This window comes from Cupriavidus sp. 96C5-1 (assembly GCF_057798855.1).
Genome location: NZ_JBYOJU010000003.1, coordinates 62,652 through 78,283, shown reverse-complemented (window position 1 = coordinate 78,283; position 15,632 = coordinate 62,652). Strand labels below are relative to the sequence as shown.

Annotated in this window: 23 protein-coding genes; 7 read left to right on the top strand and 16 right to left on the bottom strand. The window is 61.7% G+C overall.

Annotated elements, in window-relative coordinates; genetic code table 11:
* From AC3FOF_RS05080 to AC3FOF_RS05065, 4 genes are read right to left on the bottom strand one after another with little or no spacing between them, the layout of a single operon-like run.
* The gene (locus tag AC3FOF_RS05080; protein WP_488725976.1) at positions 1 to 843 is read right to left on the bottom strand and encodes a head maturation protease, ClpP-related; all 843 of its coding nucleotides are present in this window, start codon (positions 841 to 843) and stop codon (positions 1 to 3) included.
* Complete coding sequence (locus tag AC3FOF_RS05075; protein ID WP_488725975.1) at positions 821 to 2,140, bottom strand: phage portal protein; 1,320 nt, start codon at positions 2,138 to 2,140, stop codon at positions 821 to 823. Before AC3FOF_RS05075 ends, AC3FOF_RS05080 begins: the two co-directional genes overlap by 23 nt.
* Before the next feature lie 7 nt (positions 2,141 to 2,147).
* The gene (locus AC3FOF_RS05070; RefSeq protein WP_488725974.1) at positions 2,148 to 3,851 is read right to left on the bottom strand and encodes a terminase large subunit; all 1,704 of its coding nucleotides are present in this window, start codon (positions 3,849 to 3,851) and stop codon (positions 2,148 to 2,150) included.
* Entirely contained in the window at positions 3,851 to 4,267 is a 417-nt protein-coding gene (locus AC3FOF_RS05065) for a hypothetical protein (protein WP_488725973.1), read from the bottom strand. The genes AC3FOF_RS05070 and AC3FOF_RS05065 overlap by 1 nt, the downstream gene beginning before the upstream one ends.
* Before the next feature lie 175 nt (positions 4,268 to 4,442).
* On the opposite strand from AC3FOF_RS05065, the gene AC3FOF_RS05060 reads away from it, so the two are divergent.
* Complete coding sequence (locus AC3FOF_RS05060) at positions 4,443 to 4,871, top strand: hypothetical protein (RefSeq protein WP_488725972.1); 429 nt, start codon at positions 4,443 to 4,445, stop codon at positions 4,869 to 4,871.
* Positions 4,872 to 4,890: 19 nt separating this feature from the next.
* Here AC3FOF_RS05060 and AC3FOF_RS05055 read toward each other — a convergent pair whose 3' ends face one another.
* The gene (locus AC3FOF_RS05055; protein WP_488725971.1) at positions 4,891 to 5,286 is read right to left on the bottom strand and encodes an HNH endonuclease signature motif containing protein; all 396 of its coding nucleotides are present in this window, start codon (positions 5,284 to 5,286) and stop codon (positions 4,891 to 4,893) included.
* A complete protein-coding gene (locus AC3FOF_RS05050; protein ID WP_488725970.1) occupies positions 5,283 to 5,663 on the bottom strand; it encodes a hypothetical protein in 381 nt (126 codons plus the stop codon). Before AC3FOF_RS05050 ends, AC3FOF_RS05055 begins: the two co-directional genes overlap by 4 nt.
* Before the next feature lie 126 nt (positions 5,664 to 5,789).
* On the opposite strand from AC3FOF_RS05050, the gene AC3FOF_RS05045 reads away from it, so the two are divergent.
* Both AC3FOF_RS05045 and AC3FOF_RS05040 read left to right on the top strand, forming a co-directional pair.
* The gene (locus tag AC3FOF_RS05045; protein WP_488725969.1) at positions 5,790 to 6,056 is read left to right on the top strand and encodes a BrnT family toxin; all 267 of its coding nucleotides are present in this window, start codon (positions 5,790 to 5,792) and stop codon (positions 6,054 to 6,056) included.
* Positions 6,040 to 6,336: a BrnA antitoxin family protein gene (locus AC3FOF_RS05040; RefSeq protein WP_488726116.1), complete on the top strand. Its 297-nt coding sequence runs from the start codon at positions 6,040 to 6,042 to the stop codon at positions 6,334 to 6,336. Before AC3FOF_RS05045 ends, AC3FOF_RS05040 begins: the two co-directional genes overlap by 17 nt.
* Before the next feature lie 318 nt (positions 6,337 to 6,654).
* On the opposite strand, the gene AC3FOF_RS05035 is transcribed toward AC3FOF_RS05040, so the two are convergent.
* On the bottom strand, positions 6,655 to 6,897 hold the full coding sequence (locus AC3FOF_RS05035; RefSeq protein ID WP_488725968.1) for a hypothetical protein: 243 nt from the start codon (positions 6,895 to 6,897) through the stop codon (positions 6,655 to 6,657).
* A 151-nt stretch (positions 6,898 to 7,048) separates the two neighbouring features.
* Here AC3FOF_RS05035 and AC3FOF_RS05030 point away from each other — a divergent pair, with 151 nt between their 5' ends.
* Positions 7,049 to 7,204, top strand: coding sequence for a hypothetical protein (locus AC3FOF_RS05030; RefSeq protein ID WP_459573156.1), 156 nt, complete (start codon positions 7,049 to 7,051; stop codon positions 7,202 to 7,204).
* Positions 7,205 to 7,307: 103 nt separating this feature from the next.
* Here the strand turns inward: AC3FOF_RS05030 and AC3FOF_RS05025 are convergent, their stop codons facing one another.
* From AC3FOF_RS05025 to AC3FOF_RS04990, 8 genes are all read right to left on the bottom strand, one after another.
* Positions 7,308 to 7,733: a hypothetical protein gene (locus tag AC3FOF_RS05025; RefSeq protein WP_488725967.1), complete on the bottom strand. Its 426-nt coding sequence runs from the start codon at positions 7,731 to 7,733 to the stop codon at positions 7,308 to 7,310.
* On the bottom strand, positions 7,720 to 8,328 hold the full coding sequence (locus AC3FOF_RS05020) for a hypothetical protein (RefSeq protein WP_488725966.1): 609 nt from the start codon (positions 8,326 to 8,328) through the stop codon (positions 7,720 to 7,722). The genes AC3FOF_RS05025 and AC3FOF_RS05020 overlap by 14 nt, the downstream gene beginning before the upstream one ends.
* 22 nt (positions 8,329 to 8,350) lie before the next feature.
* Positions 8,351 to 10,141, bottom strand: a complete 1,791-nt coding sequence (locus AC3FOF_RS05015; RefSeq protein ID WP_488725965.1) for a toprim domain-containing protein — start codon at positions 10,139 to 10,141, stop codon at positions 8,351 to 8,353.
* A complete protein-coding gene (locus AC3FOF_RS05010; protein ID WP_488725964.1) occupies positions 10,138 to 11,178 on the bottom strand; it encodes a hypothetical protein in 1,041 nt (346 codons plus the stop codon). The genes AC3FOF_RS05015 and AC3FOF_RS05010 overlap by 4 nt, the downstream gene beginning before the upstream one ends.
* A gap of 56 nt (positions 11,179 to 11,234) precedes the next feature.
* Positions 11,235 to 11,555, bottom strand: coding sequence for a hypothetical protein (locus AC3FOF_RS05005; RefSeq protein WP_488725963.1), 321 nt, complete (start codon positions 11,553 to 11,555; stop codon positions 11,235 to 11,237).
* A 296-nt stretch (positions 11,556 to 11,851) separates the two neighbouring features.
* Positions 11,852 to 12,046 carry a hypothetical protein gene (locus AC3FOF_RS05000; protein ID WP_488725962.1) on the bottom strand — a complete coding sequence of 65 codons (195 nt, stop codon included), beginning with the start codon at positions 12,044 to 12,046 and terminating at the stop codon, positions 11,852 to 11,854.
* Positions 12,043 to 12,255, bottom strand: coding sequence for a hypothetical protein (locus tag AC3FOF_RS04995; RefSeq protein ID WP_488725961.1), 213 nt, complete (start codon positions 12,253 to 12,255; stop codon positions 12,043 to 12,045). The genes AC3FOF_RS05000 and AC3FOF_RS04995 overlap by 4 nt, the downstream gene beginning before the upstream one ends.
* On the bottom strand, positions 12,252 to 12,488 hold the full coding sequence (locus AC3FOF_RS04990) for a transcriptional regulator (protein WP_488725960.1): 237 nt from the start codon (positions 12,486 to 12,488) through the stop codon (positions 12,252 to 12,254). The genes AC3FOF_RS04995 and AC3FOF_RS04990 overlap by 4 nt, the downstream gene beginning before the upstream one ends.
* 121 nt (positions 12,489 to 12,609) lie before the next feature.
* Between AC3FOF_RS04990 and AC3FOF_RS04985 the strand changes: the two genes are divergently transcribed.
* The 3 genes from AC3FOF_RS04985 (at position 12,610) to AC3FOF_RS04975 (ending at position 14,683) form a co-directional block, all read left to right on the top strand.
* Complete coding sequence (locus tag AC3FOF_RS04985; protein WP_488725959.1) at positions 12,610 to 13,398, top strand: S24 family peptidase; 789 nt, start codon at positions 12,610 to 12,612, stop codon at positions 13,396 to 13,398.
* A gap of 96 nt (positions 13,399 to 13,494) precedes the next feature.
* Complete coding sequence (locus AC3FOF_RS04980) at positions 13,495 to 14,355, top strand: phage antirepressor KilAC domain-containing protein (RefSeq protein WP_488725958.1); 861 nt, start codon at positions 13,495 to 13,497, stop codon at positions 14,353 to 14,355.
* Between the two features lie 106 nt (positions 14,356 to 14,461).
* Entirely contained in the window at positions 14,462 to 14,683 is a 222-nt protein-coding gene (locus AC3FOF_RS04975) for a hypothetical protein (protein WP_488725957.1), read from the top strand.
* Positions 14,684 to 14,811: 128 nt separating this feature from the next.
* Here AC3FOF_RS04975 and AC3FOF_RS04970 read toward each other — a convergent pair whose 3' ends face one another.
* Positions 14,812 to 15,630, bottom strand: coding sequence for a helix-turn-helix domain-containing protein (locus tag AC3FOF_RS04970; protein ID WP_488725956.1), 819 nt, complete (start codon positions 15,628 to 15,630; stop codon positions 14,812 to 14,814).
* Positions 15,631 to 15,632 lie beyond the last annotated feature (2 nt).

The following is a 15,632-nucleotide window of genomic DNA, read 5'->3' as shown; positions in this document are numbered from 1 at the left end:
TCAGGTTCCTTGAACAATCGAAATGGTCGCCTGCAGCGAGGCTGCAAGCTCTTGGCCAGCGCGCGGCATGGCGGTTTCGTCGGCAGCGCCAGGCTTGCCGGAGAAAAGGGCTTTGAAGGCGTCGCGGCGCGCGGAGCGGGAATAGCCCGCCTTCGCCATCGATGCCTCAATCAGCGCCATGGCCTTGCGATCGGCCGAGGCGGTGGGGTTCTTGTCGATCTCCGCGCCATCCATCAGACGCGTGGCAAATCCGTCCTGAACCGCGCGCCCGGCGCCGATCCAGGTCTCCTCGTCCATCAACTTGACGATCTTGGACTCGGCGATGCCGGTCCGCTTCGCGTAGACCGACGCCATCGCCGCGTCGAACGGCGCCAGGGTAGCTGCGGCCTTCTCCAGGTCATGCCGATTTCCGATGGCCACCGCCCATGCGTTGTGGACCATAAAAAAGGTGCCGTCCCCCATCTCGATGTCGTCGCCGGCCATCGCGATGACAGAGGCAGCGGACGCGGCCACGCCGAGCACGCGCGTGGTCACCTTGGCCTTGTGCTCGCGCAGCAGGTTGTAGATGGCCACGCCCTCGAAGAAGTCACCGCCCGGCGAGTTGATGTTGACCATGACATCCCGCGCGCCGATGCTGCGCAGCGCGGCGCTGATGCGCTTGGCGGTCACCCCGGTACCGTCCCAGTTCTCGCCGATCGCGTCATAGATTGAGATGGTGGCCTCGTCCTCCTGGGCCGCGCGCACGCTTGGGTCCCAGCGGTCCAGCGCGTCCGGGCGCATGTCGAAGTGCGCCGAGGTCAGCCGGTAGTCGGCTCGGATCTCAGGCAGTTGCAGGAGGCTCATTGGTCTTTCCCTTCTGGGTCATCGGGTTTTTGAGGTCGTTGGCTTGCGGGTCGCTCGACTTGGGCAGATCGGAAACCTCCCGCACCTCGTTCTGTGTCATCCAGGGCTTCTGTCCGCCGGCCCCGAGTGCCTTGGCGAAGAAGTTGGCCTGGTCATTGAGCGTGCCGCGCAACAGCGCGCGCTCGTTGAACTTGAACTGCAGGTCGTCCAGCTCGTGCTCGGCGAGCAGGACGCGGGCCGCTGCCTGCTCCCAGGCGATAAACCAGTGAGCCAGGCCGTACTGGACGAAGAAGATAGCGAGCTGCTCGATCCCGCTGCCCCAGCTCGTGTCATCCATCATGAGCAAGGGCCGCGGTATGCCATAGGCGCGCGCCACCTCCTCGATCTGGTGATTCCGGTTCTCTATTTGCTGCGCATCGGAGGCCGTGTTGGCCCACTTCGCCGCCTTAGCGCCTTCTTCGAGAAGCATGAATTTCCCGGCGTTGTCCGGCCCGGAGTGATTCTCTGCGAGGGACGTCTTCATGCGTACATAGGCAGGCTCAGAGAGCGCATTTGGCACCTCGATCGCCCCGCCGGCCATCACGCCGGTCTTGAACGTGCGAGCAGCCGCCCGCTCGGCGTCCTGCGCCAATCCCAGCACCTCGCGCGCCAGCTTGATGCGCGAAATGCCGTTCACGCCATCCAGGGATAGATCGCGCAGATGGAAGACATCGCGCGCAGTCAATGGCACCACGACACCATCTGGCCGCGTGTAGTCGTAGACCATCTGCCAGTCGTTCGTGAGCTTTGGCTTCACCGAGTCGCGGCGGAATGGAATCATGCGGATAGGCCGATTGCCCGACCAGATCACCCGTGCAAAGCCCTGACCATCCAGCAGCGTATGCAACTGGACCAGGCTCTTAAACTCGTATGGTGTCTGCCAGTCGTTCGGCTTCCGCTTCAGCAGTCGGTGTGCCGGGTGTTGCGCCTCGATCCGCTTCTCGTCCCCACCATTGATGAGATTTACGGGAAGCATGCCGATCGCTTCGGAGATCAGCGTCACGCAGCGCAGCACCGCCATGTTCCGGAGACTCTCGGCCCCTGGCGCACCGCCGTCTGCGGTGCCGCTACGGATGTACGCGAGCAGGGCCGGATCGTTCAACCCGTTGAACGTCAGTCCCCCCGAAGCTTCGGCCCGTGGCGCGCTGGCTTGCTGGTGCAAGTCCCGGAGCGCCGGCTCAACACGTGGGATGTCCACGTACTGGCGAGCGCCGCCGTCCGCTGGCGTCGCGCCGCGGAAAAAATCAAGGATGCCCATCTAGACCTCAAAGAAAACGGATGCCGCGCGACTCGTAGACCGACGGCCCCTTGGCTGCGGGGTTGAGCGTCATCAGCGAAACCGCGTCGAATAGAGCCATCAGCGGGTCGATCTTGGCTTTGCCGGAGGCTTGCTTGGTCACCAGGATGGCGTTTCCCCTGTCCTCGATGCGCGCGTTGCCGACGCACCAGTTCATCAGCGGGCTGCCAGCATGTACCAAGTTCTTGGCGGCCACCTGGCGCTCGCAGGTCTTGATTGCGCCATTGAGCGAGTAGCCCTGTCGGATCGCGACGATCTGATCCATGGTGATGCCCCTTTCCTCGGTCACCAACTCATTCACCAGGTCGCCGATGCCAGCGGCGTCGACACCAACGGCGTGCTTATCAGGCAGGAGCCCGGCATCTCGAATTTGGCAAATTATGTCGGCTACCTGGGCCACGTCTTCGCCTGGCTTCTCCACGATCGTCAAGTCGCCCTGCTTTTGGAAATCAAGCAGCATCGGCGCGATCTCTTTGCGGCGTTCCAGAACGATCTTGTGCGCCCAAGCATGGAACCAGGCGAGCCAGCGCCCCGTGCCCTTCTCCCGGCCGAGCACGCTCAAGCCCAACAGGTCGTCCAAGCCGCCGCCGTCGGTGCCGGTCACCACGACCTCACACCGCTCTAACAACTCCTTCAGATCGAAGACCGGGATGGCCGCAGCCTCCCAGAAGTCCGCGCCGGCCCAGCGATCGGAGCGCAGGTTCAGGCCGATCTCGACGTTGCCGTGCTTTGCCAGGAAGCCGCGAAGCGACGCCTCACCTTCTTCGCTGGCCTTACGGTGCTCACGCTCCAGGAATGCCTGGTCAACGGAATGCCCCAGGTTCGGATTGACCATCCCCAGGTTTTCGACACGCAGGTGCTCCCCAGACTTGACCATCTCCGGCGGATGCTCGTAGATGATCGGTAGAAACTGTGGATCGTGGATCTTTCCGTCGCGAACGTCTCGGGCGTACTGCAGCTTTTCCTTGAACACCCCAGCTGGCGGTTCGTCGCTCTGCGTCGTGATCCAGATCACAAACCCTTCCGTGCGTGACGCCAGGCCGCCCAACGCCTCGCGCAGCATCTCCTTCGCGTTGGCTTGCTTGCCGAACAGCCACAACTCCTCGATCAGCGTTCCGACGCTCTTCTTGCCGGCCGTCGTATTCGGATCCGCTGCGATCACCTTTAGCTTCGCATTCTTCTCGCGATGGGTGAGCGTCTTGACGTGCGTCTGGACTTGAATGAGATCGGCCAGCTGGTCGTCCTCATCAGGCTCCTCGAAGAGCACCATGTCCTGTGCAGGGCCGAAGCTATTGTTTGCGACCTCCAGGGTCGGGGCCAGGATGGTGAACTCGGCGGACTGGCGCCAGTTGCGAATCAGGCACGTCAGCATGATCGACGCGGCGAGCCCCGACTTGAAGTTCTTTTTCGGCAGCATCACGAACCATTCCGTGATGAGCCTCCGACCGTTCTCTGCGTCGTAGGCACCGAACACCGTCGCGGCCAGGTCAAAGATCCACTGGCCCGACGACTCCCCAATGGTGGGACTACCAGGCGCATCGACTATGCGCAGCGAGCGCATGACCTCTAGTCCCTTTTCTGCCTCATCCGGGAAGATCGGTGCCGGAATGATCGATCGCCCGCGGCGCAGCCGGTCTGCCCAATCCGGGCATGCGGTTGTCCAAGTAGGCATCAGACACTCTTTCCGCCGGACGCAACCAGCTTAGGAGGTGCGGCCGACGCGAAGCGACCGCCACCTGCCTTCTTGGCTGCGTCCTTCTGTGCGTCCTTCTTACCGCCGTCGCCCTTCTTCGTATGGGTGTACTGCACCGCTGCAATCGCCGCGCGCACCTGGGTCGTCGTCGCGTCGACCTGCCCGAGTGCAATGGCCTGAAGCAATTCGAGCATGTCCCGATCAGCGATCGGCACCGGCTCAGCTTTGGCCCGCTTCAGCTTGCCGCCGTGCGGCTGTGGCTCCATGGATATCGCCACGCCACCCGTTGGCGGATTTGCTGATTTCTGATCGGCCTTCGGCTTCCGCCCAGCGCCGGGGCGAGCGCCGCCGGCGTTGACGCGCGCGCCTCCGCTGCGACCTTTGACGCCTGCCATTTGCTGAATTCCTTTGAAAAGGGGGAAATTTTCCGCGCGTGGGGGAACGGGTGGTCTAGGCCGGCCGGGCCGGTCAGACTTTCACCCCCCCTCGCCGCTCCCTAACAACGAGCTGGCGCTGGCTATACTGCAACGCGACCACCCGAAACCTTCGATCACTATGCTCAGGACGACCATGACCTTCACGAAGTACGACACCTACGCTGCGCTAACCCGGCTGGGCGCCAAACGTGGCTTCTCAGTCATTCCCGAGTTTCGTATCGCTATCCCAGGCACAGAGAAAACCAAGGTTATTGATTTGGTGTGGGCAATGCGCCAGGGCGTACAACCACGGAAGCACTCCGGTGAACCGCACAACCACGCGGGGTGGGACATCTACACCGCCATCGAGATTGAAGGCAGCAATGTCCCGGAGCAGACGATCGAGGCGCACATCGATCTGAAAAACGGCTACACAAACCTGCGACTTCATATCGCACTCTACACAGCCAGAGGAAACTGGACTACGAACACATCCATCGACAATGCCATCCGTAGGCGCGAGACTTATAGCGAAGAGATTGAGATCCGATGGTTAGTCTCGCCCGACACATGGGTGCGATGAAGGGCAGCAACCCGGCGATTCATCTCTGCTCCTCCCGCTGCTTGTCGCTGCTGTGGTGCGTAGCGCAAAGTGACTGCCAATTGCTGCGGTCCCAGAACAGCGCCTGGTCCCCGCGGTGCGGGGTCCGGTGGTCTACCACAGTCGCATACGGCAGCGGCACCGCCTTGTCTGCGCAGGCCAGGATGACAGCCTCGATGCTGGCGGCTTCGATGCCAGCGGCGCGCAGGCAATACACACAGAACGGATGCTCCTGCAGGTAGGCGGCCCGCTCCTTCTGCCAGCGGTAGCCGTAGCCACGTTGCACCGATGTCTGGCCGCTGGTGCGCCAGGATCCGGGCTGCATCACTTGCAGCCGCTCCGGCACCATGGCAAGCCGGCTGCCCAGCGTCGACAGCTTCTGCTTGTGTTTGCTCATGCCGAGCGAAGCCAGCCGACCAGCCACACCAGCAGCAGCAAAGCCACCGGCCCAAGCACCACCACAGCCGCGGCCAGCAGGTCGTCTTCCGTACCGTGCCGCACCGGTTGCGGCTGGGGAACGAAGGGCTTGTCCCGTGCATCCTGAGCGGTGAGCTCGGCCTCCCCTTCGTCCATCTCAACCAGCTTGTACTTGGACAGAAGCGGCTGAGCATCAAACCCGGCAGCAGTGCTTTCATCCGGGTGGTACTCGCATTTGACCGTTACCACTTCGTTGACGGCACAGCGCAGTTCGAACGACACGGTGCGGGCGGGCAATCCCAGCGCCTTCATTAAGGCAAGCGCGAACGGGCCCGGCGCAGTCATCGCTTTAGCCATGGCTACCCCTGAATAGAAAAAGCCCGCGCATGGCGGGCGAATCGGGCGGGATGCCCGATGAGACAATCTTCATGTAGTTACAAAAACCTTTTGACTTACGTGGTTTCCGTAACTACAATTACTTGCATGGAAATCACTTTCGACCCCAACAAAGACGCCGCCAACATTGCCAAGCATGGCGTGTCCCTGGCCCTCGCTGCTGAGATTGAATGGTCGGAAGTGATGGTTCGCCCCGACACCCGCCACGACTACAGTGAACTGCGCGAGATCGGCTTCGGCCTCATCGGTGACCGCCTGTATTGCGTGGTATTCACGCAGCGGGGCGAAACCCTTCGCATCATCAGCCTGCGCAAGGCAAACAGTAAGGAGATTCGTGATGTTCAAGAATCGTAAGATCGTGATGCCGACCCCTGAAGAGGATGAGGCTATCAATCGCGGCATTGCCGCTGATCCCGATACCTATGAGCTCAGCGCCGACGAAATCAAGGCGATGAAGCCGCTTGGCGAGGTGATCAAAAACCGTGGTGGCCGGCCCAAGCTCGCCAACCCGAAAGAGTCCGTCACGATCCGCTATGACGCGGAGGTGCTGGCTGCCTTCCGGGACAGCGGCGAAGGCTGGCAAACCCGCATGAACGATGCGCTGAAGGACTGGCTGCGCACGCACCGGCCGTGAACGTGAATAGGCTGGGCTTCCACCAGCTCCGCGCCAGGGTTGCAGCCCTGGCGCTCTGCACACATCCGACTACGCCAGGCTAGGCCCGGCGCTGCGTGCTGCGGTTCGCTGATTGCCTCGAAGCGGATCAGCGCCACAAAAGGAGGCGCACCCATTTTTCCGCCTGGGTGCCCCGGGAGGCTCCGGGTTGAGCGGCGGTTCTCTACCCACCGGAAGACGAAGCGCAAATGAAAAGGCCCGCTGGCTTTCACCTAGCGGGCCGGTTCAGAGGGGGCTTCCCCCGACAGCATCGATCCAGCAATTCGATTGCGGCTTCACCTACCTCTTGTAGCCAAAGTAGAACATCGCCCGATCAAGCCCTTCTGCCAATTCCCTCGCGTCGGCCTCGGACAGCTCTACAGCGAACCCCTGCCCTTCGTGCTCTTCGTTAAGACGACCGACGCGGAGGTACATACCATCACCGTGAGTGAAGATCTCAACCTGCCTCGTGCTATCCGGCTCGTCGCGCGATTCAGGATCATGTGCCGGCAGCAGCTTGTCGAAGAAGAAGTTTGCGCCCACGAATGTCTCCCCATTGGATAGAGACTCGATTATGCCGTTGGGTAGTTGTGACGTTGACGTGGTTTACCCGTTCCTCCCTCTTATAGGGGGATCGCACATAAAGGTCCCGCCACTACGATGGAAAGTACCTATTAAACGGGAGGAAAATGGTATGGCAAAGAACGAAAAATCATCTAAAGAACTTTCATCGCTTGCCGGCAAGGTGCTGCAACAGAAGAGTTCCACCCAAGCCGCAAAGAAGCTTGCCGGCTCCGTCCTGACGCAAGCACCGGACAAGCCAAAAACGCCAGCCAAGCGTGGCAAGTAGAAAAAGAGAAAGCCCGCGCGGCTTACACCGGGCGGGCTTTCGTCGGAAGTCGCTTTACGGACTTTCTGACACGTAGCCATACTGCACAAATTTCTTCGCTGTGTCAAACCCGTTGTGCTGACTCTCTCTGCTGGGCCAGCAGCACGCGGTACCGGATCTCCTCCAGGTCCGCCTCGAAGTGCGGGTCCCACGGCTCGCCGGCCGCTCGCTCGTACCAGGCCAGGAACTCCGCGCCACGCACCTGGGCCAGGATTTCCGGGTAGCGCTTCTCGTTGGCCGCCACGCGGTGACGCATGACGTTGCGCGCAGCCTCCTCGGCTTCCTGGCGATCGCGCTCGGCCCGCTTGCTGGCGTACTGCAACACCCGGCGGCGCTTCAGCGGCGCCCGCTTGGCGATGCCCTTCTCCACCATCCGGCTCACCAGGAACGCAGCGTCCGGCTCGTTGGCGGTGTCGGCCGGGCCAGCCTCCTGCCGGGAAGGATCCACGCGCCACAGCAGCCCGCCGGCGGCAATCTTAGGCTTGCGCATCGACCAGGCCCTCCTCGAGGAAGATTGCCTGCATGCGCTGATCGGCGCGCACGGTCAGTTCCTTGATGCGCCGGCGCGCGGTGCGCACATAGGCCGCGGAGGATTTCGGCTTCAGGCCCAGGCGCTCGGCAATGTCGGCGCGCTCCCCTGCCTCCATGTTGCGCGTGGGAAAGCAGCGCAGCACGAAGTAGTCGAACGCCAAGCGCTGGCCACCGTTTGTGCCCGCCGCCGCGGGGAACACGTATTCGCTGAGATAGGTGATGGCCTTGGCCTTCGCCAATGGATTGTGCGTATGCCGGGCGATCAGCACCGCTGCCTCGGCCGGGTGCAGACGGTGCGCGATGCTCGAGCGAATCATCTGGCACTGCCCCCGGATCTCCAGCGGCTGCAGCCCCTTGAAGTTGACCGTACCCGTGCGGCCGATCATCTCCTCCAGGCGCCGGCGCAGGCCCAGCATCTGCAGCACCTTCCGGATCGCCTGCCAGGTCATGCATTCGGGCGAGCTCTCGTACTCTTCCATCAGGAAGGCGAACTGGATGGCCTGGCCGGCATCCATGAACATGGCCGGCTCGTCCTCGATGTGGTGTTCCGTCACTGCGTTTCGCTCCTGAATCACGTTATGCGGCCTCTTCCTGTGGTTCCGCGCTGAATTGCACGTGGCAATGCGGGCGCCGCGCTGGCGTCAGGCTGAACTGCATCGCGGCTCGGTTGTAGTAGAGCCCCAGCTTTTTGTGCTGCACGTCCCCGTTGCGCTGCTTGAACAGCTCCAGGCACGCATCCCATTCGTCGTTCGCCTCTTCGCCGTCCTGCTTCTGAGCGGACCAGACGGAGAAGACGTTCTCTGCCCCATTGGTCAGATTGCCGCTGCCGGCAACGTCCATCTTCCCCGGCGCCCTTTTTTCGTCCTGGCCCTTTCGCGGGTGCGCCACGATGTGCAGATGCGTGCCGGTGCTGCGCACGAACGTGGTCAGCTTGCGCATCGCCTCTTTCTGGGCCGACATGGCGCCGGGACCGTCCTCTGGTACGTCGGTCATCATCAGGCTGTCGATCACGAAATGGCGAATGCCGTAGCGGCGGTAGGCGTAGCCGAAGACCTCGATCAGCCGATCGATTGATGCATTGCCCACCAAGTTGAAGATCCACATCCGCTCGCGCAGCCAGCCGCCCATGAAATCGAGGAACGGCACGGTCGGCCTGTCGACGCCGCCGAGCTGCTTCGCCATACGCTTGCCTTGCTGCTCCGGCCGCATCTCGCCGGAGAACACACAGATCCGCTCGCCGTGCAGCATGACGCCAATCAGAACCTGGTTCAGCAGCAGCGATTTGCCGTGCCCGTTGTAGCCGGTCCAGAGTGTGGTTTCACCCGGGCGGAATTCGAACCAGTACTGATGCTGAGCGCAGAGACTCAGCACCGGGTTCATGATCGCGTCGCGGGCCGGATAGAACAGCGATTTCACGCCTGGCCAAAAATCGGCCATCGAGCGCAGTTCCTCGGGGTCGAAGGGCCGTGCACAGCGAATGCAGTGGTCGAAGTCCTCGCCGCTTGCGCCGGCCTGTAGGTACTCGTTGGCGTCCTTGGCCTGATCGAAATGGACGATCTTGCAGCGCTCGAGGCCCAGGCGATTCGCTACCTCGCGCACACCCTTCTGCCCTGCCTCGTCGTTGTCGTAGCACAGCAGGATCTCGCTGAAGCGCTCCAGGCGCTCCCAGTCCGAATCGATCCACTGGTGATTGCCGGCACCGGCATTGACCGACAGCGCGGCAATGCCGACCTGATGGAGCGTCATGGCGTCGATCTCTCCCTCGCAGATCGCCACGGTGCGCTCCTTCGGGTCGATCAGATGCCAACCGAATAGGCACGGCTCCGCGCCGCCCTCCTGCCGCATGTCCTTTTTGTCAGCGACGTTGCGGTATTTCGCGTTCACGAGTTCGCCGTCGCGCAGGTACGGAAGCACCGCATAGGTCTTGCCGCCGCGCAGTTGCTCGGCGACCTTGAAGGCGGCAATCGTCTCCACCGTCAGGCCTCGGGACACCAGCCACTCGAGCGCGCCCGCCTTTGGTGTCTGGACGGCTGGCCGCTCGGGACGCTTGTACACCGGGCGCGAGGGCCGCTCTGGCATCGTGTCTCGGATGCCCAGGTAGGCCTTCGCCTCGCGCATCGCCTCCGCTGTCGACAACCCGCGGCAGCTCGCCCACAGGTCAAGCAAGTCACCGCCCGCACCGCCGGAAAAGTCCTTCCACACACCGCGCTTTGCGCCAGCTATGCGGACTGAGAGCGATTTTCCGGCCTCGCCGTCCACCGAGCCGACCTTCCATTCCTGGCCGGCGCGCTTGCCGTTCGGCAGCAGGTACGCCGCGATGTCGGCCGCGCGGTCGGCCATCAGCTGGCTGAGTTCGTGGGCGTTCATGCCGGCACCTCACCGTCTGGCCACGGTTCGACCTGCACCCCTTGGATGGCCCGCACCGGTCGACCACCGCGCCACAGGTGCAGATTGCCGGGGGTTACCCCCGCGTATTCGGCTTCCCAGCGCTTCGCGAAGCCCGCGCGCACCCACCAATCGGCGTCGCCACTGGTCCCACCCCCTGAGGGGTCGGTCGGTTGCTCGGCGACGGCCCACGGCTCCGCAAAGTGCCGATCCGGGCCGAAGAACGTCGACGCCTGCTTCACGAACCGGGTGCCCACGTTCCCCTGGGCTAGGCAGAACGCCGCGTACCGTCGGACCCCGGCCAGCATCTCCGCCGGCGAATCCCCTGCCCTCACCCTGGCGTTCCACGCCTTCAGCGCCGAGGCTTTCGGATTGCCACCTTCACGCCGGGGGTATGCCCTCCACGCTTCCTCGAAATCCGGATCGGCATCGATGCCTTCACCCGCTGCGTCACCTTCGCGATCCGGAGGCTCGACTGCGTCCGAAGGCGGGCTCTCGTCGGGCTGGCCCGACAAGTGTTTTTCTTTCTTCTGCTCCTGCTCCTGCTCCTGCTCCTGATTGTCGGAAGAAAAGTGGGATGCCTTCGGGGAAGGCTTCGGGGAAGGCTTCCGGCATGTCTCAACGAAAGCCTTCTCGTAAGCCTCCGAACCCGCGCGCAGCTTGGATTTCAGGGACTCGTAAGCCTCCCTTTTCAGGTCGCATTCGGGGATCAAGTCCCACTCATCGCGCCACGACTTGATGACGTTCGCCGACTCGGGCCGATTGCACTTGATTGCGTTCGGAATCCACACCACTTTTGCTTTCCAGTCGGCTTTCACTAAGCCTAAATGGAAGGCTTCCGCGAAGGCTTCGTCGAAGGCTTCCATTTCCCAGCCGAGTTCATCCGCAAGCACCGCCCGCCCCGCGCGAAACAGGCCAGGGATCGGGCCGGTCTGCGGGCCGGTCAGCAGGAACAGCCACAGGCCTTGCCCGCATGGTGGGATTGGCGACAGTTCGCGGAACTTCTCGTCGCTCCACATGCGCACCTCGATCTTCCGGTAGCGAGCCCGTTTCTCGGGCTTTGGCGCCCTGTCTGTCATCGTTGGCCACCCGGCTCGTCGAAGTAGGTCAGCGGCACCAGGAAGAACGTTGCGCCGTCATACTGATCCCAGCTCCAGCCACGGGCCTCAAGCCAGGCCGCAAAACCCGTGTGAGTCGGCCCGTCGTACTCGGGCTCCCCGTAATGCAAGGTCGAAAAGATGGGCAGGTCGTCGGGCATGAAGACCTGATCTCCGCCGGTCCAGATTCCACCGACGTGAGCCCATTGCGCACCGAACTCGGCAAGGGGTCTGGTAAAGAACTTGGGAAACGTGGCTTTGATATCGGCCATCATCGCGTCAAGGGGAATGGATTGCATTGGCCGTCCTCCATCACTCCACAGGAATAGGAGCACTCGGCAGGGGCAGGTGGAGGAGTCCGCCCTCTTCGGGGATCAGCCTAGCCGTGTGCGGTAACTGGTCAGTACTTGCTCAGGCCAAAGCGCTCGAAGATGCGGGTCGCCCGCGCAAGGCTGATCCAGCCACGGCAGTAGGCCCACAAAACGAGGCGCTTCAAATTAGTCTTCATCTTCACCACCACGCGTCTTTTCTGCCTTGGCAGTTGAACACATCCAGAGCGTATAAATTCTCTAGGAAGAGAAGAATTTGGGCTCATCTAGCCAATCCCGAAGAGCGCTTCCATCCGCGCGATCTGCTCTGGGCTTCGCCTTCCCACCTCGGCAAACATCCGGTCGAAATGCACCCTGGCCTCGGCCACCGACGGCGCCGCCAGCGCGCGCTTGGCGTGCCGCAGGATCCGGCGCTCACGCAATCGGTCAGCCCAGCTCATTCCGCGAAAGAAGACAGTCATCGCTTGCTCCGGAAGATGCGCGGGTCGTAGCGGGGATCGGAGTAGCCCTGCGGCGGCCGGCGGCGCCGAAGCGGCAGGACGTTGTGGCCGCTCGGCCGACGGTGGATCCACAGCAGAATGGCGCCAACCACCAGCAACCAGATGACGAAGCCGGCGATGCAGGCGAGGGCCAGCCAGGTGAGCAACCGAGGGTCAATGGCTAGCGTCATGCCGCGCGCCCCTCGGCGCTGCCGGATACCAACTCCGCCGGCACGCCGCGGAGCAACCCTTCAAAGGTCAAGCGGCTATCGGAGGCAAAGATCAGACGCTCAGCGAGATCAACCGACGGGCGTCGATGACCGTGAGCGATATGCGAAAAGTAGGCATAGTTGGTTCCTGCGGCGCGAGCAACACGCTCCGACTCCGTCCGCCCATACTTGTCGAGAAATTGCTTTGCGTTCATAGCTTTCCACCAGTCATTTGCACAAGAATAGCATATAGCTACTGCTACGCAAATTTTTGGCGACTTCCCACGCAAAGCAATTTGCTATCTAATAGGGGGACACCCCCACCCTTCGGACATCATGGACATCAATCAGATACGGCGAGACAACCTACAAGGCTTGATCCGTCTGCACGGAACCATCCTCGCGCTTTCAAAAAAGACCGGATTGTCTGCGAGCTATCTGAGCCAGATAAACAACGGCACCCGGAACATGGGTTCAATCACTGCGAGGCGCTTGGAAACAATTCTGGATCTGGACGTGGGGGCCCTTGACGGCGCGCAAGCGTGGCCAATGCCGAGAGCGCGGAGGGATCTGCCAATTGATATGCCACCGGAAACTGAAGCGCTCACCTCCGTGACGCCCAGTCAGCGCAGGCCTTCGCTCAGGCCGATGGTGCCAAGGAGCATCGTCGTTCGTGAGTATCTTGCGCCGTACAGTAGCGGGCAGATATGGGATGGCGTTGCCGGGCCAGACGACATTCACGGGCCGTCGATGATCCGCGCCATTGAAATGTCGACTAACTTTCTTCGAAACCTAACGAAACTCCAGGACCCGAGAACACTGAGGCTTGTGGAGGCCAGGGGAGATGCTATGGCACCCACTATCGTCTCCGGCGATCTGCTGCTGCTCGACACAGCCACAAAGCGCGTTGAGTCCGACGGAATCTACCTTTTCAGCATCGATCCCCCCGAAAGCGCAAACTGCCTCATCATGCTTAAGCGGCTGCAGCGGATCGGCCGAGCGATCATGGTTCGTTCAGACAATTCCGCCTACAGCGCATGGGAAGTGCCATCCGATCAGATGGTCTTTGTGTTGGGCAGAGTCAGGGCATCCATCCCGTTTCATCGCGCGACGTCATTTGCATGACACAAGCAAAAAGCCATTGCAAAAATCGCAATTAGCTATTGCAAGAGAAGTAGCAGGGTGCTACTCTGCATCTCAACGTCACTCGTTGAAGCAGCCATGGCACCCGCACAGCAATCGCAGCAGGCAACACCGATGTCGCCGTCGCAAGGCGGTGTCATCACCATGTCCAGCTTGGACTTGGTGGAATACATAAATGCCCATCGCAAGGAGCTGGCGGAGGCCGCCGGCTCAGCTTTCCCATCCAAGGGCCATGCCAAGCTGGAGCATTCCGACTTCCTCACGAAGGTGTTGGTGGTGCTTGGTGCATGTGCCGGGAATTTTTCCGCCACATACCCTGTGCCTGGACCGAACGGCGGAACCCGCGCTGCATCCTGCTACCGGTTCCCCAAGCGCGAAGCCTGCCTGATGGCGATGAGCTATTCCTTCGAGCTGCAGGCCAAGGTGTTTGATCGCATGACGGCCCTCGAGCAGAGGAGCGCCGGTGCGCCCGCCCTTCCCAATTTCGCAAACCCGGCCGAGGCTGCTCGCGCCTGGGCCGATCAGTTCGAACAACGCGCGGTGCTCGAACACAAGGTTGCGCAGGACGCGCCGAAGGTTGCAGCGCACGACCGGATTGCCGCGGCCGGCGGAGACTTGTGCATTCGCGCAGCGGCGAAATGCCTCAAGCTGCCGGAGCGCAAGTTTGCCAACTGGCTAGTTGAGAACGGATGGGCGCACCGGCACGGCGGGGGCAGGCGTTTGACCGGCTATGCAGAGAAGGAAAGGGCCGGCCTGGTCCGCCACCGCGTCAAGACAATCGAGCGCAGCAGCGGTGAGCACGAGGCGGTGTCGCAGTTGCTGTTCACACCTAAGGGCATGATCGCGCTGGCACGCGAAATCATTGAGTCCGAGAGAGCGCGGGAATCAGTGCCCCGCCCCGCTGACCTGTTTTCTGCCGCCTCGGCCGATCGTCCGTAACGGCCAAACCCCGCCGCAATCATAGGATGGCCGCCAGGTGACATGCGTCACCCTGCAGATTCCAACCGTCACCCTATACGATTTGCAACAAGCAAGGAGAGCAGCAATGTGTAAGGCCATCGAGCAGGGCCGCCGCCTCAGCTACGCGCTCGCTAAGCAAGTACCGGACATGGAACGCGGATTCACGATTCAGACGAACTACGGCGATCTGGTGATCGAGGCCGAGGACGCCCGAGCGTTCGCTGACCTGGCCAGGGTGATCCTGGGGGAAAAGCTCGCACGTGCGGAGGCAGATCCTGGCCTTAGCTCGCACGCCAGCAAGCTTTAAACAAGTTTAAAAGCCACCCGACCAACGAGCTTTTAGGATTGCCTCATGAGAACAAATACGACCTCCGCAACACCACTTACCCTAGGACCGCATGAATTGAAGCGGGGTCAGGCAGATAGTTGCCCCTTTTATGGTTTATTGAGATGGCGGAACTTTGGCGTCAGCGCACCGTTTTCGTCGAAAATTCCCGCCTCTTTACCGAGTCGAACGGCCTCTCCTAAGGGGGCAAGAGCGGCAATGAAATTCTCTGCGATGAGTGCATCCGCCGCTTCCTTCAGCAGGGTATTGATGCGCTTACTAAAAGGCGTAGTCCCTTCTGGAAGCACCTGCAGGGTGTTCCGATACATCTTGCTGACAGCAACCAACACGTTGCGATACATCGCAAACAATTGCTCGCTTCGCGCGGACGCTTTCGCCAGCGCATCAAGGGCAGACTGCGCCTCCGATAAGGACTGCTGTTGGGTGAACGAACGGCCTAGTCGCTCCGCAATCTCGGCGCTCAGGCTGCGGCCAGCGGATTCAGCTGCAGCCCGGAGTTGCCCCTCCAATTCCTCGGGAAGCATCAATCTGACGCCCGGACGCACAGGCAAGTTTCGTCGGGGCATTGGCCATGCTAGACCGGATTCGGAAGCCTCGCGCATGCCCTCGGCCGAACCGTAGCCACTTGGGGAAGGCGGCATGTCTCCGAGCCCAGTTTCGAGCCATAGCGGCTCGACGTTGAGGAGCGCAGCGAGTTTATGGACTGTCTCTGGACGGGGCGACGCTTTGCCTCGCTCCCACCGCGCGACTTGCGTGGCGGCAACTCCTGCACGTTCGGCAAGCTCGGCCTGGCTCATGCCTTGGGCTGCTCTCGCACGGATTATGCGCGAACCAATGGATTCAGTTTCGTTCATTTGAGTAAAAAAAAGATTTACAGGTGCAAAGAGAGTTGCTACGATGAACTCCAATG